Annotated in this window: 16 protein-coding genes; 7 read left to right on the forward strand and 9 right to left on the reverse strand. The window is 68.7% G+C overall.

Translation table 11 applies throughout. The features are described 5' to 3' along the window. Positions 1–11: 11 nt before the first annotated feature. The 4 genes from HWY45_RS00125 to HWY45_RS00140 all read right to left on the reverse strand — a co-directional run bounded on the left by HWY45_RS00125 (position 12) and on the right by HWY45_RS00140 (position 3,850). Positions 12–1,016 carry a lysophospholipid acyltransferase family protein gene (locus tag HWY45_RS00125; RefSeq protein ID WP_059808087.1) on the reverse strand — a complete coding sequence of 335 codons (1,005 nt, stop codon included), beginning with the start codon at positions 1,014–1,016 and terminating at the stop codon, positions 12–14. Next, positions 1,013–3,133, reverse strand: coding sequence for a peptidase domain-containing ABC transporter (locus HWY45_RS00130; RefSeq protein WP_059883014.1), 2,121 nt, complete (start codon positions 3,131–3,133; stop codon positions 1,013–1,015). The genes HWY45_RS00125 and HWY45_RS00130 overlap by 4 nt, the downstream gene beginning before the upstream one ends. Before the next feature lie 132 nt (positions 3,134–3,265). Continuing rightward, positions 3,266–3,451: a hypothetical protein gene (locus HWY45_RS00135; protein WP_059883016.1), complete on the reverse strand. Its 186-nt coding sequence runs from the start codon at positions 3,449–3,451 to the stop codon at positions 3,266–3,268. A 225-nt stretch (positions 3,452–3,676) separates the two neighbouring features. Next, a complete protein-coding gene (locus HWY45_RS00140; RefSeq protein WP_017329683.1) occupies positions 3,677–3,850 on the reverse strand; it encodes a hypothetical protein in 174 nt (57 codons plus the stop codon). Positions 3,851–4,132: 282 nt separating this feature from the next. On the opposite strand from HWY45_RS00140, the gene HWY45_RS00145 reads away from it, so the two are divergent. Further along, positions 4,133–5,551, forward strand: coding sequence for a TolC family protein (locus HWY45_RS00145; protein WP_059883018.1), 1,419 nt, complete (start codon positions 4,133–4,135; stop codon positions 5,549–5,551). 106 nt (positions 5,552–5,657) lie between these two features. Here HWY45_RS00145 and ggt read toward each other — a convergent pair whose 3' ends face one another. Next, complete coding sequence (ggt, locus tag HWY45_RS00150) at positions 5,658–7,379, reverse strand: gamma-glutamyltransferase (RefSeq protein ID WP_059808090.1); 1,722 nt, start codon at positions 7,377–7,379, stop codon at positions 5,658–5,660. A gap of 296 nt (positions 7,380–7,675) precedes the next feature. On the opposite strand from ggt, the gene HWY45_RS00155 reads away from it, so the two are divergent. The 3 genes from HWY45_RS00155 (at position 7,676) to HWY45_RS00165 (ending at position 14,173) form a co-directional block, all read left to right on the forward strand. Next, a complete protein-coding gene (locus HWY45_RS00155) occupies positions 7,676–8,200 on the forward strand; it encodes a metal-dependent hydrolase (RefSeq protein WP_059561317.1) in 525 nt (174 codons plus the stop codon). Between the two features lie 145 nt (positions 8,201–8,345). After that, the gene (locus HWY45_RS00160; RefSeq protein ID WP_059883020.1) at positions 8,346–12,749 is read left to right on the forward strand and encodes a DEAD/DEAH box helicase; all 4,404 of its coding nucleotides are present in this window, start codon (positions 8,346–8,348) and stop codon (positions 12,747–12,749) included. A 134-nt stretch (positions 12,750–12,883) separates the two neighbouring features. Continuing rightward, entirely contained in the window at positions 12,884–14,173 is a 1,290-nt protein-coding gene (locus HWY45_RS00165; protein WP_059883022.1) for an APC family permease, read from the forward strand. Between the two features lies 1 nt (position 14,174). Here the strand turns inward: HWY45_RS00165 and HWY45_RS00170 are convergent, their stop codons facing one another. The 4 genes from HWY45_RS00170 to HWY45_RS00185 form a co-directional block, all read right to left on the reverse strand. Further along, a complete protein-coding gene (locus HWY45_RS00170; protein ID WP_059808862.1) occupies positions 14,175–14,471 on the reverse strand; it encodes an XRE family transcriptional regulator in 297 nt (98 codons plus the stop codon). Between the two features lie 76 nt (positions 14,472–14,547). After that, entirely contained in the window at positions 14,548–14,907 is a 360-nt protein-coding gene (locus HWY45_RS00175; RefSeq protein ID WP_059883130.1) for a type II toxin-antitoxin system RelE/ParE family toxin, read from the reverse strand. A gap of 103 nt (positions 14,908–15,010) precedes the next feature. Continuing rightward, the gene (gene pcaQ, locus HWY45_RS00180) at positions 15,011–16,012 is read right to left on the reverse strand and encodes a pca operon transcription factor PcaQ (protein WP_059883024.1); all 1,002 of its coding nucleotides are present in this window, start codon (positions 16,010–16,012) and stop codon (positions 15,011–15,013) included. A 74-nt stretch (positions 16,013–16,086) separates the two neighbouring features. Then, positions 16,087–16,824, reverse strand: a complete 738-nt coding sequence (locus HWY45_RS00185; protein ID WP_059883026.1) for a helix-turn-helix domain-containing protein — start codon at positions 16,822–16,824, stop codon at positions 16,087–16,089. A 121-nt stretch (positions 16,825–16,945) separates the two neighbouring features. Here HWY45_RS00185 and HWY45_RS00190 point away from each other — a divergent pair, with 121 nt between their 5' ends. From HWY45_RS00190 to pcaG, 3 genes are all read left to right on the forward strand, one after another. After that, positions 16,946–17,623: a YebB family permuted papain-like enzyme gene (locus HWY45_RS00190; RefSeq protein WP_230946982.1), complete on the forward strand. Its 678-nt coding sequence runs from the start codon at positions 16,946–16,948 to the stop codon at positions 17,621–17,623. Positions 17,624–17,905: 282 nt separating this feature from the next. Beyond that, positions 17,906–18,613, forward strand: coding sequence for a protocatechuate 3,4-dioxygenase subunit beta (pcaH, locus tag HWY45_RS00195; protein WP_059883028.1), 708 nt, complete (start codon positions 17,906–17,908; stop codon positions 18,611–18,613). 3 nt (positions 18,614–18,616) lie between these two features. Beyond that, positions 18,617–19,210 carry a protocatechuate 3,4-dioxygenase subunit alpha gene (gene pcaG / locus HWY45_RS00200; protein WP_059883030.1) on the forward strand — a complete coding sequence of 198 codons (594 nt, stop codon included), beginning with the start codon at positions 18,617–18,619 and terminating at the stop codon, positions 19,208–19,210. Positions 19,211–19,800 lie beyond the last annotated feature (590 nt).

Consider the following 19,800-nt stretch of genomic DNA (forward strand, 5'->3'; position numbering starts at 1 on the left):
GGGCAGGCTCGTCAGGGGCGGCGCCGCGCGCCGGCATCGAGCAGCGGCGACGGCATCAGGTAAGGCGCGAAGTGTTCCCAGAAATGCCACTGCTCGGGCTGGCGCACGAGCGCCTGCTCGAGGCGGTCGACGATCCGCTGGTGCGTCGCGCGCACCGGCGACGCGTCGTCGTCCGCGCCGAGCATCGGCGCGAGCGCGCCCGTTTCCAGTTCGGCGAAATGCACCGCGCAGCGGTCGCGGAACGGCACGCCGGTCGCATACGCGACGAGCATCGGAATGCCCTGCTCGACCGCGAGCTTCACGCCGCCGCCCGCCATCCGCACCCAGCGGCCGCCGAGCCGGCAGCGATTGGTCCGGCCGAACTTGCCGTGCAGGTCGGAGAACAGCAGGAACACCGGCTGCTCGCGGCGCAGGCTCGCGAGCAGCCGCCGCAGCTGCACGCGCTCGTCGATGTCGATCATCTCCACCTGCCCCGCGCCGTATTCGCCGACGAGCCGCAACGCGTCGTCGAAGAACGCGCCCGGCGCATCCTTGTGCAGGATCACGATCAGCTTGCGATCGTTCGGGATCAGGAAGCGCAGCTTGGTGACGAACAGCATCAGGTTGCCGAAATGCAGCCCGGCGAGCATCAGCGGGCCGCCGCGCGCGAGCGCGGTGCGCAGCGCCGGGTCGCCTTCGCACGCCATCGCGTCGATCAGCGCCTTCATCGAAGCGAGGCTGCGCGTGCGCAGCGCGAGCCCCGCGAACTCCGCCTCGAACAGCTCGCGCACGATCGACGCCGCGACCTCGCGCACGCGCCGCGGATCGTCGTTCAGGTGGCCGCTCAGCATGTGCGCGACCGTGCGTTCGATCGACTCGCGGATCGACGGGAAACACCGCAGGCATGCGGCCGAGCACCAGCGCATCAGCCGCAGGCCGCGCGCGGGCGACGTGCGCAGCGCAAGCGCGCGCACGGTGCGCCGCGCGAGGTACGCGTATGAGAACGCGTTGAACAGGAACAGTCGCGCCAGCATCATGAAGTCTCCTGCAACGCACGCGAGGCCGCCGTCGCCTCGGTCAGCGCGCCATCGTGCATCTGGTAGATGCGCTCGGCCATCGACAGGATCGACGCGTCGTGCGTGACGAGCACGATCGTGCACGGCAGCGTCAGCACGTTGCGGCAGATCTCGTGCGTCGTCGCCTGGTCGAGGTTCGACGAGAACTCGTCGAGGATCAGCAGGCGCGGCTCGCAATACAGCGCCCGCGCGATCAGCAGCCGCTGCATCTGGCCGGCCGACAGGAATTTCTGCGTGTCACCGAGCGGCGTGTCGTAGCGGTGGTCGAGCTGCTCGATCTCGTCGTGGATGCACGCGAGCTTCGCGGCGTCGAACATCGCGCCGATGCGCGGCGCCGGCGCGAAGTTCGTGATGTTGTCGCGGATCGTGCCGCGAAACAGCAGGTCCGCCTGCGTGACGGCCGCGAGGTGCTTGCGGTACTGCCGCAGGTTCACGTCCGCGAGATCGACGCCGTTCACGAACACCGTGCCGGGCTCGGGCCGGACCAGCCCGCAGATCAGGTTCAGCAGCGTCGTCTTGCCGCTGCCGGTGCGCCCGACGATCGCGATCTTGCCGCCGGCCGGCACGTCGAGGTCGATGCCGCGCAGGATCGGCCGGTGGCCGCCGCGCGGCGTATACGACAGGCCCCGGATCGACAGCGAACCGTCGAAACCGTCGACCGGGCGCACGGCCGCGTCCGGCGCCGGCTCCTCGGTTTCGGTCTGCAGCACGTCGGCGACGCGGTCCATGTGCACCTGCAGCACCTTGCGGCGCACGTAGAGCTGGATCGAATCGATGAACTTGTCCGCGAACAGGTTCTTGTACTGGATGAACGCGTAGATCACGCCGATCGTGCTCTTGCCGTGCATCACGAGCCACGCGCCGTAGGTGACGATCACGAGCTGCTCGACGTGCACGATGCCCTTCGAGATCGCGTCGAACGTCAGCTGCAGCCGCTCCTGCTGGCGGATCGCCTGCAGCTTCTGCGTGAACGCGTTGATCCACAGGCTGCTGCGCGCGGTCTCGGCCGACAGCAGCTTGATCGAGTGCGCGGAACGGATGTTCTCGATCAGCAGCGCGTCGGCTTCCGCGCCGCGCGTGAGGATCTGCGACATCGCGTCCTGCAGCTGCGGCTGGATCGCGAGCCGGCTCAGCGCGAACAGCACCATGCCGGCGACGCTGATGCCGGCCAGCACCGGGCTGTAGTACAGCATCAGCACGAGCGTCAGCACGCAGGTGACGATATTCAGCAGCCCGCCGACGAGGCCGTCGACGAGAAAGCGGCCGACCTCCGACACCGACGCCACGCGCGAGATCGAATCGCCGGTGTTGTGGAACAGGTAGTAGCCGATCGGCAGCCGCGCGAGATGGCCGACCATGTTCGACGACAGCTGCTGCGACACGATGTTGCGCAGGTAGCTCCTGATGTTGCCGACGAGGTTCGCGTACAGCGTGTCGAACAGGAACACGATCGCGAACAGGATCGTCAGCAGGTAGAGGATGTCGACGTCGGTCTTCTTCAGCGCCTCGTCGATCGTCAGCTGCACGTACGACGGGCCGAGCAGCAGCAGGAGCTGCGCGGCCACGCCGCCCGCGATGCCGATCGCGAGGCTCTTGCGGATGCCGGTCAGCCCTTCGAGATAGTCGCGCAGGCGGATGCGGTCGGCCGGCCCCGCGTGCGTGAAGCCGATGTGCGGGTTCAGCTCGAGCGCGTAGCCGGTGATGTGCGCGAGCGCCTGCGCGAGCGGCAGCTTCGTCTCGCCGAGCGCGGGATCGACGATGTGCACGCTGCCGTAGCCGACCTTCGTCAGCACGACGTAGTGGTTCATCCCCCAGTGCAGGATGCACGGCGTCTTGAGCGCGTCGAGCTCGGCCGCGTCGAACTGCAGCCCGCGCGCGCGCAGGCCGAGATCGTTCGCAATCTCCATCAGGTCGAAGAACGACAGGCCGGAATCGATCCGCACCGGATAGCGGTTGCGCAGCGTGCGCAGCGTCGTGTCGCGGCCGTGCCACGACGCGATCATCGCGAGGCAGGCCAGGCCGCATTCCGTCACCTCGTCCTGCAGGATCGGACGGACTTTACGCGTATTGAAGAGCATGGGTCGGGCAATCGCAGAACGCGGCGACACGGCGCCGGGGCCCGCCGAAGGCGGCCCGTGGCGCGTCGCGCGCAAGACGCTGGGAGCAACCGGGCGAGCCGGCTGCGGCGGCTGAACGGCGCGGCCGGCCGCTCAGCGGCTGGAGCCGAGCGACATCCGGAACTGCTCGGTGACGCGTGCCTGGTATTGGTTCATCAGCCCCTGCACGGTGGAACCGATCGACTGGTTGACCATGTTGACCGTGTAGTCGGCCGAATTGGAGTACAACGACGCGCCGCCGCGAACCTGGCGGGCCTGCTCTTCCGTGATGTCTCGCATTTTTATGGCCTTCGTGTTTTCGGAATGCCTTCAAGCCGCAAGTCGATCAAAAACATTCACGCGTTTTGATTCTTACAGCCCTACCCCGGCATTCGTTCCTCCTGATAATCGCCGAATTGAAAATCATGCATCGTGATTTCCGGTTTTATATACTGCGGCGATCGCATTTTTACTTCTGTTTATCTACGCATCGCGCGGGGGGCGCCTCCCCGCGCACGGCAATGATTACTTGCCGGTGTTATTGAACGTCTTCGGGTTCTGCAGGTAATTGCCGAGGCTCGGCAGGAATTGGCCCAGCGCGGTCACCACCGGCGCAGCCGCCACCGCAAGGCTGCCCAGCGAGCTGATCGGACCGCCGCCGTGCACATTCCGAACCTGTTCCATCGTCATGACCTTCATCGTTCTCTCCTCGTAAAAAATAAAGATGACGCAAAGAACCTTCATTGACTTGAAAACGGCTTTTAATCACCGAGCGACTTTAAATGTAATAATCACCGCGATTACGAGCCGAAATCAGGCTATCATGCGGGCGCATCCGAATTCAATGGAGGACACACTCTTACGGCGCCGGTTTTCCGATTGCACGAAATTCCGGCAATTCACGCTGTTTGAATGTCATTTTTAAAACGTTTAAATCCGCCCGCAATTTCATTGCGGAGCGGACACCGGACGGAGACGGCCATGTTTGAAACGCGGGTTGGGCGCGGCACATCGATTTTCGGAGGTAGGGGTATTTACCTATCAAGAATTCGATTCACGCGCAACATTCGAAGCGCGACCCTACCATTGCTCACTGTAATCGTGCTAGGCAGCGGCAACGCGCAGGCGTTTTGTCTCGATCCCGCGTACCAGTATGCGGTCGCGCACGACCCGCGCTACCTGCAGGCGCAGAGCGAATACGACGCGGCGCGCCAGAAGTTTCCGCAGGCGCGCGCGCTGATGCTGCCGCAGGCCACGGCGCAGCTCGAATGGGGGCGCTACGGCACGCACGCGAACCTGTTCGGCGTCGACGTGAGCGGCACCAGCAAGGCCGCGTACGGCGCCGCGCAGGTCACGCAGGCGCTGTTCAACGTGCCGTACCTGTACGACATGCGCCGCGCGACCGAATTCGAGGCATCCGCGAAGCAGAAGCTCGAGGTCGCGAAGCAGGACCTGATCCTGCGCGTCGCGAACGCCTGCTTCGACCTGCTGAGCGCGCGCGAGAAGCTGCAGTCGGCCGACGACGAAGTGAGCGCGCTGACGCGCCTCGAAAGCGACACGCGGCGCATGGCGCAGCTCGGCATGAAGACCATCGGCGACACCGCGGAAATCGAGGCGCGGCGCAGCCTCGCGCAGTCTGACGAGGTGCTCGCGCAGACCGATGTCGATGCGCGCAGGGCGCGCTACGAGACGCTGCTCGGCGCGACGATCGATTTCGCGCGCTGGCCGCGCCTCGCGCTGCGCGGCACGTCGCCGCGCATCCCCGCCGGCGACTATGCGCCGCAGGACAACCCGGCCTACCGGCAGGCGTATCGCGACGTCGAGGTCGCGCGGCTTGCGGCAAAGCGCATCAGCGCGGAGCACCTGCCGACCGTCGACCTGTTCGCGTCGTATTCGCGCGGGCTCAATCCGAACCTGCGCGGGCTCAGCGATCGCTCCGATTTCCACCAGAGCGCGGTCGGCGTGCAGGTGACGATCCCGATCTTCTCCGGCGGCAGCGTGTACTACCGGCAGGTCGAGGCCGAGCATACGGCCACGCAATATCGCAACCGCCTGCGCGAGGTCGAGGAACAGTTGAGCACCGATCATCGCGAGGCGCTGTCCGCGCTCGAATCGATCGGCACGCGCATCCGCGCGCTGCAGCAGTCGCTGCAGGCGGCACGGCTCGCGTATGACGCGTCGATGAAAGCGCATCAGATCGGCTACAGCACGACCTACGAAACGCTGAACCTGCGGCGCGACATCTCCGGCATCCGGCAGAAGCTGTTCGACAGCTATCTCGACGCGCTCAAGCTGCAGTTGAAGCTGAAGAGCGTGCTGGGGACGCTCGACGAGCAGTCGCTGGTGGCAGTGGACGGGTTCCTGGAGAGCAATGCGGCGAGCGAGCCGCGCGTCAATTGAGCGGCCACGCGGCGCACATGCGCCGATGCCGCCGGCAACGGCCCGGCGGCATCGGCATACGCGTTCCGCAAACGGGCGGCCGCTCGACTCAGCCGCCCGCCTTCGGTCAGTGAATCACCCGCGTGACCCCGCGCCCGCGCGGATCGGCAACCGCCTCCGGCGTCTTGCCGTTGATCTTGATCACCTGGATGTCGCCGCTGAAGTCCTGCCCCTTCAGCGTATAGCCGCGCGCCTCGATCTGCTTAGCGAGCTCGCCTTCGATCGGGCGGTACGGCTCCCAGAAGATCGTGTTCGGCGGCAGCAGCTGGTGGTGGAAGCGCATCGCGCCCACCGCTTCCTTCAACGGCATCTTGAAGTCGTAGATGTTGTTGATCACCTGGAAGATCGACGTGAAGATCCGCGAGCCGCCCGGCGTGCCGATCACGAGCGACACCTTGCCGTCCTTGGTCAGGATCGTCGGCGACATCGACGACAGCGGCCGCTTCTTCGGCTCGATCGCATTCGCGTCGCTGCCGACCACGCCGAACATGTTCGCGACGCCCGGCTTCGCGGAAAAGTCGTCCATCTCGTCGTTGAGCACGATGCCCGTGCCGTCGGCGATCACGCCCGAGCCGAAATAGCCGTTGATCGTGTAGGTGTTCGACACCGCGTTGCCCCACCGGTCGACCACCGAGAAATGCGTCGTCTCCGCCTTCTCCGGCATCGTCGTGCCGAGGCCCGGCTGCACGCTCTTCGTGTCGGACGGCTCCTTCGGGTTGACCTCGGCCGCGCGCTTCGAGATATAGGCGTCGGCGGTCAGCCGCGCGACGGGCACCTTGTAGAAGTCGGGATCGCCGAGGTATTGCGCGCGATCGGCGAACACGCGCTTCTCGATCTCGGCGATCAGGTGGATGTACTGCGGCGAATTGAGCGCGACGCCCTCGAAGTCCTGCTTGCGGTCCGCCTTCATCTTCAGCAGCTGCACGAGCCCGATCCCGCCCGAGCTCGGCGGCGGCGCGGTAATCACGCGGTAGCCGTTCCAGTTCGCCTCGATCGGCTGGCGCCAGGTCGCGCGGTATTGCGCGAGATCCTCGGCCGTGATCAGCCCGTTGCCGTCGCCGGTCTTCATCGACGCGGCGATCAGCTCGGCCGTCTTGCCCTCGTAGAAGCCCTTCGCGCCGTCGTCCGAGATTCGCGTGAGGACGTCGGCGAGATCCGGCTGCTTGAAGTTCACGCCGGCCTTCATCCCGGCGAAGTACTTGTCGAAATTGGTCTTGCCCTCGAACTCCTTCGACGCATCGACGCCGCGCTGCGCGAGCTGCTCGTCGACGACGAAGCCGTCGCGCGCGTAGTGGATCGCCGGCGCGAGCACCTGCTTCCACTTCAGCTTGCCGAAGCGCTTCTGCGCTTCCCACATGCCCGCGACCGTGCCGGGCACGCCAACCGCGCGCGGGCCGTAGAGGCTCATGCCCTTGATCACGTTGCCGTCCTTGTCGAGGTACATGTCCTTCGTCGCCGCGAGCGGCGCACGCTCGCGATAGTCGAGGAAGTACGGCTTGCCGTCCTTGTAGATGGTCATGAAGCCGCCGCCGCCGATGTTGCCGGCTTCCGGATACGTGACCGCCAGCGTGAACGCGATCGCCACCGCCGCATCGATCGCGTTGCCGCCTTCCTTGAAGATCCGCTCCGCCGCATCCGCGCTGTACTTGTCGGCGACCGCGACCGCCGAGCCGGTCAGGATCGCGGGCTGCGGCCCCTTCGCATAGGCCGGCGCAGTCGGCAGGAAGCCGATGCCGGCCGCCGTCGCGAGCACGACCGCGGATGATTTGAAGCGATTCAACGTGTTCATTGCGCGTCTCCCATGTGGATCTCCTGCGGGCTGAAAAAAGCACCTGATCCGCTTATAACCGCCGCAGCGACGGCGACCATAAGCAGGTTCCGTAGTATAGGAGCACATAAAGGGGTCGAACACGGATCCGATGACGAAACGCCCGGAATCGGGCAACTTTCGGGTACCGTCGAACGTCGTGACGCATCGCGCCGCGAAATCCGCAGACGAACCTCCCGCCACGCGCGCCGATCTGAGAAGATAGCGCCCCTTCGCGCCCGCGCTTCCTTCCCGCCGCATCGTCGTCTTCGTCTCGTATGGCTTCACACAACGCTCATCACGCATCCGGCTTCGCGGCCGGCGTCATCGCGGCCCTGCTCGTCGCGCAAACCGGCGCGACCGGCCCTTGGCACGTAGGCATTCCCGCCGCGTTCGCGGCCGGCATCGCGGGCGGCACCGCGCCCGACTGGCTCGAGGTCGCATGGTGGACCCGCAAGCGCCGCCTGTGGATCACGCACCGCACCGTCACGCACTGGGGCATCGGCTGGATCGCGCTGCTCGCGCTGGCCTGGCACGCGCTCACGCACGCGCCGCATCCGCTGTGGGCCGCGCCGCTGTTCGGCTTCGCGTGCGGCGGCCTGATGCACCTGCTCGCGGACTGGCCCAACCCGCTCGGCGTGCCGTGGATCTGGCGACGCCATTCGCTGAACCTGTGGAACAGCGGAAACTGCGACCTGATCGTCGTCGCCGCGGCATGGGGCGGCGCGCTGTGGCTCGCGCAGTCGGTATGGACACGCGCGCCGGCGCTGCATCACTGGCTCGGCTGGCTGCGCACGGTCTGACGGCCTGAACGCGCGCCGGGCGCACCGTCCGCTTCGGGGCCGGATTCCTCCCGTCGCGGGGCCCGGCACATGCGCCCCTTCTCTGGCACACTGACCGTTCGCGCCACGCAGCCCGCCCGCAACCGACCCCAGTTCGCCGCTCACGATGGCCCTCGCCGCCACCCGCCCCGCAACCGACGTGCTCGACGTGTTCCATCCCGCCGTCGCGGCCTGGTTCCGGCGCACGTTCGCCGCGCCGACCGGCGCGCAGGCGCTCGCGTGGCCGCACATCAAGGCCGGCCGCTCGACCCTCGTCGCCGCGCCGACCGGCTCCGGCAAGACGCTCACCGCGTTCCTGTGCGCGATCGACGAACTCGTGCGCGACGCGCTCGCGCACGACGGCACGCTGCCGGACGCCACGCTGATCGTCTACGTGTCGCCGCTGAAGGCGCTGTCGAACGACATCCACGTGAACCTCGACGCGCCGCTCGCCGGCATCGCCGAATCGCTCGCGCGGCTCGGCCTGCCGGTGCCGGCGATCCGCACCGCGGTGCGCACCGGCGACACCACGCAGGCCGAACGCGCGGCGTTGCGCAAGCGCGCGCCGCACATCCTCGTGACGACGCCGGAATCGCTGTACGTGCTGCTGTCGTCGACGTCCGGCCGCCAGATGCTGTCGACCGTGCGCTCGGTGATCGTCGACGAAATCCATGCGCTGGCCAACAGCAAGCGCGGCAGCCATCTCGCGCTGTCGCTCGAGCGGCTCGATGCGCTGGCGGGCCGCGCGCTGCCGCGCATCGGCCTGTCGGCGACGCAGAAGCCGATCGATGCGGTCGCGCGCTTCCTGGTGGGCGGGCATGCCGGCGCGCCGCGCGACTGCACGATCGTCGACACGGGCCATGCGCGCGAGCGCGATCTCGCGCTGGAGCTGCCGAACGTGCCGCTCGAGCCGGTGATGGCGACCGACGTATGGGAACAGCTGTACGACCGGATCGCCGGGCTCGCGGCCGCGCACCGCACGACGCTCGTGTTCGTCAACACGCGGCGCACCGCCGAGCGCATGGCGCGCCATCTCGCGGACCGGCTCGGCAAGGACGCGATCGCCGCGCATCACGGCAGCCTCGCGAAAGAGCACCGCTTCGACGCCGAACAGCGCCTGAAGCGCGGCGAGCTGAAGCTGCTGGTCGCCACGGCGTCGCTGGAACTCGGCATCGACATCGGCGACGTCGACCTTGTCTGCCAGGTCGGCTCGCCGCGCGGCATCGCGCCGTTCCTGCAGCGCGTCGGCCGCTCGGGGCACCGCGTCGGCGGCGTGCCGAAGGGGCGCCTCTTTCCGCTGTCGCGCGACGAGCTCGTCGAATGCGCGGCGCTGCTCGATTGCGTGCGGCGCGGCGAGCTCGACACGCTGCGGATTCCCGACGCGCCGCTCGACGTGCTCGCGCAGCAGATCGTCGCCGAGGTCGCGTGCGCCGAATGGCACGAAGACGCGCTGTACCAAAGCTTCACGCAGGCGGCGCCGTATGCGCGCCTGCCGCGCGCACGCTTCGACGCGGTGCTGGCGATGCTCGCCGCAGGCTTCAGCAGCCGGCGCGGCGTGCGCGCCGCGTACCTGCACCGCGACGTGGTCGGCGGCACGGTGCGCGGGCGCCGCAACGCGATGATGACCGCGACGACCTCGGGCGGCACGATCCCCGACATGGCCGACTACGCGGTGCTGCTCGAGCCGCAGGGCATCCAGGTCGGCACCGTCAACGAGGATTTCGCGATCGAGAGCCTGGCCGGCGACGTGTTCCAGCTCGGCAACCAGTCGTACCGGATCATCCGCGTCGAGACGGGCCGGGTGCGCGTCGAGGATGCGCAGGGCCAGTCGCCGAACATCCCGTTCTGGCTCGGCGAGGCGCCGGGCCGCAGCGACGAGCTGTCGGCCGCGGTCGGCCGGCTGCGCGCGCGGCTCGACGCGCTGTTCGCGCAGGGCGATCGCGATGCCGCGGCACGCGGCGCACAGCGCACCGATGCCGATGCCGCATCGAGCCGCCTCGCGCCGGCGCTGCGCTGGCTCGTCGACGACCTGCAGCTGTCGCCCGACGCCGCGCGCCAGATCGTCGACTACCTCGCGCGCACCCGCGCGGCGCTCGGCGCGCTGCCGACGCAGGACACGCTCGTGATGGAGCGCTTCTTCGACGAATCGGGCGGCACCCAGCTCGTGATCCACTCGCCGTTCGGCAGCCGCATCAACCGAGCGTGGGGGCTCGCGCTGCGCAAGCGCTTCTGCCGCACGTTCAATTTCGAGCTGCAAGCTGCCGCGACCGACGACGCGATCGTGCTGTCGCTGTCGCTCGCGCACAGCTTCGCGCTCGACGAAGTATGGCGCTACCTGCGTTCGGCCAGCGCCGAGCACGTGCTGGTGCAGGCGCTGCTCGACGCGCCGATGTTCGGCGTGCGCTGGCGCTGGAACGCGACCACCGCGCTCGCGCTGCCGCGCTTCACCGGCGGCAAGCGCACCGCGCCGCAACTGCAGCGGATGAAGAGCGACGACCTGCTCGCAACCGTGTTCCCGGACCAGGTCGCGTGCCTCGAGAACGTCGTCGGCGAGCGCGAGATTCCGTCTCATCCGCTCGTCGACCAGACGCTCGACGACTGCCTGCACGACGCGATGGATAGCGACGGCTGGCTCGCGCTGCTGCGCCGCATCGAGAGCGGCGCGATCGAGCTGGTCGCGCGCGACCTGCCGGCGCCGTCGCCGCTCGCGGCCGAGATCCTCAACGCGAAGCCGTACGCGTTCCTCGACGACGCACCGCTCGAGGAGCGCCGCACGCAGGCCGTGCAGGCGCGCCGCTGGAGCGACCCCGAATCCGCGGACGATCTCGGCGCGCTCGACGCCGACGCGATCGCAGCGGTGCGAGACGAAGCGTGGCCGCTGGTGCGCGACGCGGACGAGATGCACGAGGCGTTGCTCACGCTTGCGTGCATGGCCGACGACGAGGCGCAGGCGCACGACGGCTGGCCCGCGTGGCTCGACGAGCTCGCCGCGCGCCGCCGCGCGACGAAGCTCGTCACGCCCGGCGGCGCGGCGCTGTGGGTGCCGGTCGAACGGCTCGTCTGCCTGCGCGCGCTGCATCCGGATGCGCGCTGCGCGCCGGCGCTGAAGGTGCCGGCCGCATGCGCCGCACCGTGGGACGCGGACGCCGCGCGCGTCGACGTGATCCGCGCGCGGCTGACCGGCTTCGGCCCGCTCACGCTCGACGCGATCGCCCGCCCGCTCGGCCTGCCCGCCGCATCGGCCGCGGCCGCGCTGGCCGCACTCGAGCAGGAAGGCTATGTGATGCGCGGACGCTTCACCCCCGGTGCGGCCGGTGACGAATGGTGCGAGCGCCACCTGCTCGCGCGCATCCACCGCTACACGGTGAAGCGCCTGCGCCGCGAGATCGAGCCGGTCGAGCGCGCCGATTTCATGCGCTTCCTGTTTCACTGGCAGCACCTGACACCCGACACGCGCGGCGCGGGGCGCGATGCACTGGCCGCCGTCGTCGAGCAGCTCGAAGGCTACGAAGCCGCCGCGAGCGCGTGGGAAGACGCGCTGCTCCCCGCCCGGCTCACCGACTACACGACGGGCGGGCTCGACGAACTGTGCCGTTCCGGCAAGCTGGTGTGGGCTCGCATCGGCGCGCCGGCGCGCGCGGCGGGCACGCCGGTGAAGACGACACCGATCGTGCTGCTGCCGCGCCGCGACCTCGCCGCGTGGCAGGCGCTGCGCGATCCCGCCGCGCAACCCGCGCTGTCGGCGCGCGCGACGCAGGTGCGCGATGCGCTCGCCGCACACGGCGCGATGTTCTTCGACGAACTGCTCGGCGACCTGCACCTGCTGCCGGTCGAACTCGAACAGGCGCTCGGCGAGCTCGTGTCGGCGGGCCTCGTGAACGCCGACAGCTTCGCGGGCCTGCGCGCGCTGCTGAAGCCGACCGTCAAGCGCGGGCCGACCTATGCACCGCGCACGCGGCGCGGCGGCGCGCTGATCGGCGGCATGGACGACGCCGGGCGCTGGGCGCTCGTGCGGCGGCCCGCGCCGCGCGCCGAGCCGCAACAGCCACCGGCGCGCATGCCCGCCGCAACCGATCCCGCTGCGCTCGAACACGTCGCGTGGACGCTGCTGCGCCGCTACGGCGTGGTGTTCTGGCGGCTGCTCGAACGCGAGGCCGACTGGCTGCCGAGCTGGCGCGAACTGGTGCGCGTGCTGCAGCGCCTGGAAGCGCGCGGCGAGATCCGCGGCGGGCGCTTCGTCGCCGGGCTCGCGGGCGAACAGTTTGCGCTGCCCGAGGCGATCCCGATCCTGCGCGAGCTGCGGCGGCAACCGGGCAACGGGCAGTTCGTCTGCGTGACGGGCGCCGATCCGCTGAATCTCGCGGGCACGCTGCTGCCCGGCGACAAGGTGCCCGCGCTGGCCGGCAACCGCGTGCTGTTCCGCGACGGCGTGCCGGTGGCGTCGCTCGTCGCGGGCGCGTTCCACTACGCGCCCGACCTGGCTCCGGCCGCACGCGAGGATGCGCGCCTGCGGCTCGCGCGCCGCTCCTGACACCGGCTGACAGCCTGCGCAGAACGGACTACTGAACGACCGCACGCGCGCACCCGGGCATTCCGCTAGCATCGTGCCTTCCGCTGCGCGTGCCGATATGCGCACGCAATCAACCTGTCCGGAGACACCTGCTCATGCCCTCCTCGGCCGACCCGCGCGCCGCGTCGTCATCCCCCGTTCACCACACCGGCACGCTGAACATCTTCCAGGGCGCCGCGCTGTATGTCGGCGCGGTGCTCGGCACCGGCGTCATCGGCCTGCCCGCGCTCGCCGCCGAAGTCGCGGGCCCCGCGTCGCTGCTCGCATGGGCGGCGCTCGTCGTGCTGTCCGCGCCGCTCGCGGCGACCTTCGCGGCGCTGGGCGCGCGCTTTCCGGATGCGGGCGGCGTGTCGACCTATGCGCGCCGCGCGTTCGGGCCGAAGGCCGCGGCGATCGTCGGCTGGTGCTTCTATTTCGCGGTGCCGGCCGGCGCGCCGGCCGCGGCGATGTTCGGCGGCGCTTACGTCGCAGCCGTGACGGGCGGCGGCCATGCGACGGTGGTCGTCACCGCGGCCGCGCTGATCGCGAGCGTGTCCGCGGCGAACGCGTTCGGCGTGACCGTATCGGGGCGAATGCAGCTCGTGCTGTCCGCGCTGCTCGTGTCGCTGCTGCTCGCCGCCGTGCTGGCATCCGCACCGCACGCGCAGGTGTCGAACCTCCGGCCGTTCGCGCCGCACGGCTGGCTCGCGATTGGCCAGGCTGCCGCGCTGCTCGTCTGGAGCTTCGCCGGCTGGGAAGCAATCACCCATCTCGCGGCGGAATTCCGGCGGCCCGCGCATGACATGCCGCGCTCGGCCGGCATCGCGGTCGTGGTGGTCGGGCTGCTGTACCTGGCGGTCGCGGCAGCCAGCGTGACGGTGCTCGGCCCGTCGGCCGGCGCATCCGGTGCGCCGCTCGCCGAGCTGATCGCGCGCGGCATCGGCGGCCACGCGCAGGTGCTGGCGGCCGCGGCGGCCTTGCTGCTCACGCTCGGCACCATGAACGCGTATTTCGCGGGGGCGGCGAAGCTCGGCGCGGCGCTCGGCCGCGACGGCGCGTTGCCTGCGTGGCTCGCGCAGGGCAGCCAGGTCGGCGGCGTGCCGCGCCGCAGCCTCGGCGTGATCGCCGCGCTCGCAGCGCTCGCGCTGGTCGCGACGACGGTCGCCGACGTCGGGCCGAAGCCGCTCGTGCTCGCCACGTCGGGCTGTTTCGTGATGGTGTACGGGCTGGGCGCCGCGGCGGCGCTGAAGCTGCTGCCGCGCGGCGGTATTGCGCGACGCTGCGCGTGGGTTTCGCTGGTCGCGGTCGCGGGGCTGTTCCTGACGACCGGGTGGTATTTCGTATGGCCGGCGCTGCTGGCCGGCGGCGCGCTGCTTTACTTGCGGGCAGCGGCGCGCGGCGGGTGACTCAGGCCGGCACCAGCTCGAAGCTCAGGCGCTTGCCAAGCGCTGCGGCCGCGCTCGCGAGCGTCGTCAGCGTGAGGCTCGTGTCGGTTTCGTCGAGCAGGCGGTTGAGTGCCGCGCGGCTGGTTTTCATGCGCGCGGCCATCGCGGTTTTCGTGAGGTGCTGCGCCTTCATTTCCTGTTCGATCTGCCACGCGATCACCCGCTTGATAGCGGTCGCGGTGACTTCCTCGAGGAGGCCCTCCTCTTCGAGGAAAGCGTCGAAGTCGCTGCCGATGTGGCCGTTGTTCGGGGTCGTCATGTCGTACTCCATTGCTTTGCGTTGCCCGCTGCACGATCGTCCTTGATGGCACCAACCGGCGCCGTGTACGCGGAATTCAGATGCCGTTGCTCACGGCTTTCAGCCGGGATCTTGCGGCGTCGAGATCGTCCGGCGGTGTGGTCGGCGACTTCTTGATGAACCCGTGCAACAGGACCATCGCGTCGCCGACGACGGTGAAGAAGACTCGCGCGATTCGCGTCGGAAGCGTCACCCGGATCTCCCACAGATCCCTCGACATCTTCCGAACCAGCGGCATGCCAAGCGGCCAGCCGAATTGAACCGTCGTGATCTCCTCCCCGATTGCCTTCCGCTCCGCCGGCCCGAGCCCCTTGAGCCATTCGCGGACCGGTTCGTTTCCGCTGGCCGTGCAGAAGAACCGCACGGCCAGCGTCGCCTGCAATTGCTGTCTCGACATCGTCTTGCCGCCCATCGTACCAAAATTGATACGATAGGCCAAGCGCGACGAACGCGAATCTCAGCCGTTCGGCCAGCCTCCCGCGTCCGGGTTGTGCAGCATGTCAGCGCGGCTTTGCCGCATGACTGCCGCGCGTGCGCCGCCGGCCGCGTTGCAATGCCTCCCCCGGCCGCCCGTCGCCCAGCCGCGCCCGCGCGATTTCCCTCACCGCGTCGATCAGCGTGCGCGCGACCGGCGACGGCTGCGCGTCGGTCCGCAGGACCAGCCCGACCGGCTCATCGGTGCCGGCCACCGGCAGCGGCACGCGCGCCAGCGCGCCCGCCGACAGGTCGTATTCGGCCGCATACAGCGGCACGAACCAGACCGCGTCGTTCTCGAGCGCGAGCGCGCGCGCGACCGACACGGACAGCACCTCGATGAACGCATCCAGCGGCGGCGCGCCGCACGCGCCCAGCAACTGCTCGGCCGACTGCCGGATCAGCGTGCCGTACGGCGGCAGCACGACCGGGTAGCGCGCCAGCTCGGCGGCCGGCGCGGCGCTTGCCAGCAGCGGGTGCCCGGCGCGCACGACCGCGACGAGCGGCTCGTTGTACAACTGCTCGAACGCGAGCCCGACCATCCGCTCCGGCTCCGACAGCCGCCCGATCGCGCATTCGATCGTGCCCGCCTTCAGGCGCTCGAGCAGCTCGGCATTCGCGGCGGTCGCGATCCGCACGACGACGCGCGGCCAGCGCGCGGCCAGCGCCTTCATCAGCGCCGGCGCAAGCGAGGCCGCGACGGTCGGCAGCATGCCGATCTCGAGCGTCGCCGCCGCGCCGCCGCCTTCGTGCGCCAGCAGCCCGACGCCTTGCCGCAGCGCGAGCACGCAGGCGTTCGCATGCGGCATGAACAGCTGCGCCTCGCGGGTCGGGCGCGCGCCCTGCCGGCCGCGTTCGAACAGCCGGACCCCGAGGATCGCCTCCAGCTCGGCGATCGTCTTCGACACGGCCGGCTGCGTGATCGACAGGCTCTCGGCCGCCTTCTGCACGCCGCCGAGCTGCGCGACCGCGAGAAAGCACTGCAGGTGCCGAAACTTGACGCGGCCGTCGGCAATACGGTTATTCATAACAAAGGGTTATGCGAATGACGGTGAATGGCCATTTTGCATAACTTTCCGGATAAGCCCAAGCACCGCGCGCGTCACGGCGTGCGCCGCAACGCCTCGAAGCCGGCCGGCTCCCAGATCCGCTTCGCGACCAGCAGCCCGGTGCCGTGCTTCTGCCCGAGCGGCGCCGCGGACGATTCCGCGTGCAGCGCGGCCGCCTTGCTGCGCAGCCGGCGCAGCTCCTGGTCGAGTTCCGCCGCAGCCGCCGCCGTCAGCATCCCCTGCGAGAACGTCATCGTCTCGCCCGGGCCGTCGAAGCGGCTGTCGAGGAAATCGCCGAGCGCGTGCGCGTGGAAGTAGCGGCGGATCGGGCCGTCCGTCAGCCAGTCGAAATCGCGCGCGACGCGCACGCGGATCCGGTCGCCCGGCAGCAGCGCGACGACGTTCATCCGGTCGAGCATCAGCAGGTATTTCAGGCATTCGGCTTTGGTCACCCGATAGGCCGACACGATGTCGGCCACGGTCCAGTAGTTGATCGCGCAGACGGCGACCAGCAGCAGCTTCTCGTCCGACACCAGCAGCGCCTCCTGCTGCTCGCTCAGCGTGTGCAGCCGCGGCGCGGACGCCGACGCCTCGTGCACGAGCTCGGCGAGCGTGTAGCCGAGCACCTGGCCGATCTGCACGACGCGCTCGAGCGTGAAGCGGCCGCTCGCGAACAGCCGCTTCACGCTCGTCTCGGAGACGTCCAGCTCGCGCGCGACGTCGCGGTACGTCATGCCCTGCGCCTTCAGCAGGCGCTTCAGCGTATCGATGAGTTGGGCGATTTCGGTCATGTCTGGTATCGAAAAAAGATACTAAATGAGAGATATTAGGCTACCGACGCAAGCCCTCGTACATTTTTTAGCACTTGTCCGCATAATCCGCTCCGACCTGCCACCGAACGACGGAGCTGCGATGTCCACCCGAACCGAAACCGCCGCCTGCAACGCGACCCGCGCCGCACCGCGCGACGCCAGCGACACCGCGCGCACGCTGCCGCTGGCCACTGTCCGCACGCTCGCCGCGAGCGCGCACATCGGGGATCTCGTGTTCATCCGCGTGACGGCGCGCCCGTTCCGCGCAGTGGCGGACGCGACGGGCAGCTGGACCAACCATGTCGGGATCGTCGTCGACACGTCGGGCGCGGAGCCGATGGTCGCGGAAAGCACGTTCCCGTGGGCGAAGCTGACGCCGCTGTCGCGCTTCGTCGCGCGCTCCGAGGGCGGCCGCCTCGCGCTGGCGCGGCTCGCGACGCCGCCCACCGCGGACGAGCAGCGCCGCGTGCATGCGGCCGCCGAACGGCGGATCGGCACGCTGTACGACACCGGCTTCAACCTGCGCTCGCGGCGGCAGTTCTGCTCGCGCTACGTGCGCGAAGTGCTCGGCGACGCGACGGGCATCGAGCCCGGCGACGTCGAGACCTTCGCGACGCTGCTCGAACGCCGCCCCGGCGCGAAGCTCGGTTTCTGGCGGCTGTGGTACTTCGGGCGTATTCCGTGGGAGCGCGAGACGGTGACGCCCGCGAGCCTGCTCCGCAGCAGCAAGCTGACGCTCGAATTCGACGGGATCGTGTTCGATCCGGGCCGCGCGTAACGGGCGGCGCGACGCAGACAAGCAACAACCATAAAAAACCAACAATAAACAGCGACGGGCTGGCTGGAGGGCCGTGCAACGTTCGTCACCGACGACACGCGAGCCCGATCGCTTTAGCCGCCGGACAGGCTGCCCTGTCCGGCGCCTTCTTTATTGGCGCCGGCGCCGCGCAATACATAACAACTGGTTATGCTATCCACGAAAAATCATCATTTTGCATAACCTGACGGTTTGGCTAAAGTCGTGCCATCCCCTCTGCGAAAACCTATCAGGAGACGCCCGATGGATTCCCCCACGATCCTCACGCCGCGCGACTGGCCGTCGCATCCCGCGTACATCCACCCCGAATACCGCTCGTCGGTGAAGCGCGGCCCCACCCGCCCGCTGATTCCGCTGAAGGAGAAGCTGCGCGACCAGTACGCACCCGTCTACGGCGCCGAAGATCTCGGCGCGCTCGACCACGACCTGACGAAGAATGCGGTGAAGAACGGCGAGCCGCTCGGCGAGCGCATCGTCGTCACGGGCCGCGTGCTCGACGAAGGCGGCAAGCCGGTGCGCAACACGCTCGTCGAGGTCTGGCAGGCAAACGCCGCCGGCCGCTACGTGCACAAGGTCGACCAGCACGACGCGCCGCTCGACCCGAACTTCCTCGGCGCCGGCCGCTGCCTGACCGACGACGAAGGCCGCTACCGCTTCCTGACGATCAAGCCGGGCGCGTATCCGTGGGGCAACCATCCGAACGCATGGCGCCCGAACCACATCCACTTCTCGCTGTTCGGCGACTACTTCGGCCAACGCCTCGTCACGCAGATGTATTTCCCCGGCGATCCGCTGCTCGCGTACGACCCGATCTTCCAGGGCACGCCCGAGCAGGCGCGCGACCGGCTGATCTCGCGGTTTTCGATGGACATCACCGAAGAAGGCTATGCGCTCGGCTACGAATTCGACATCGTGCTGCGCGGCCGTGACGCCACCCCGACGGAGCGCTGAACCATGACGACGCTGAAACAAACCCCTTCGCAGACGGTCGGCCCGTACTTCGCCTATGGCCTGAGCCCGCAGCAGTACAACTACGACCTGAAGAGCCTGTTCACGCCGGCGATCGCCGCGCCGCACGCGGCCGGCGAGCACGTGCTGCTGGTCGGCCGGGTGTTCGACGGCGACGGCAACGTCGTCAGCGACGCGCTGCTCGAATTCACGCAGGCGGACAGCGCGGGCCGGTACCCGGCCTCGCGCGCCGACATCGCGAACACCGGCTTCACCGGTTTCGCGCGGGTCGGCACCGGCACCGACGCGCAGCATCGCTTCGTCGTCGAGACCGTCAAGCCGGGCCGGATCGCCGCGGACGATGCGCCGCACATCAACGTGACGGTGATGATGCGCGGGATCCTCACGCATGCGTTCACGCGCGTGTATTTCGACGACGAAACGGCAGCGAACGCGGCCGATCCGGTGCTGAACGCCGTGCCGGCCGAACGCCGCGCGACGCTCGTCGCGAAACGCGACGCGCAGCCGGGCGGCCCGACCGTGTACCGCTTCGACATCCGCATGCAGGGCCCGGACGAAACCGTATTCTTCGACGTCTGACCGGCGCACCGGCGGCGGCCGACCGGCGGGGCTCGCATCGCGCGCCCCGCCGCGCGCATTTTTCGCTCGCCGCCGCGTCGCCACGAGCAAAACGTTGCTCTCCCCCGCGCTTCACCGCCCGCTTTTCGGCCGATTTGCGCGGGCGTAAAAATAAATCAATGCGTTTTCGATTTCTTCTGCATATTCGCCTTGCATGTCCAAATGCGCGATCTATGATGAATCGAGCCGACATTAAAATCAGACAAGAAATAAAAAAATCGAATACGCGATTAATTAAACAATCACGGGGAATTCCGATGTCACGCACTCGACCCGCCTGCATCCCGACCGGCCCCTGACGCCGGCCGTCGCACCGATCCTTGTGCCGTTTGCGCGCCGTACCGTGGCTCGGCCGGCGCGCCCCTTTTCTCGCGACGCAACGGATCACACCCGGCTTGCCGTTACCGGATCCCTTCGTGCGGAAGCATCGCGCTCGCGCACTGTGCATGGCGTTGTTCCGCATCCCGGGGGGGTGCTGTGCTGCTTGATGGAAGCGCTTTATTTCATTATTCGTCACTAAATTTCTTTTTCAGGCGGGAAATGAGCGATCA

Source organism: Burkholderia stagnalis (assembly GCF_902830275.1).
GTDB lineage: Bacteria > Pseudomonadota > Gammaproteobacteria > Burkholderiales > Burkholderiaceae > Burkholderia > Burkholderia stagnalis.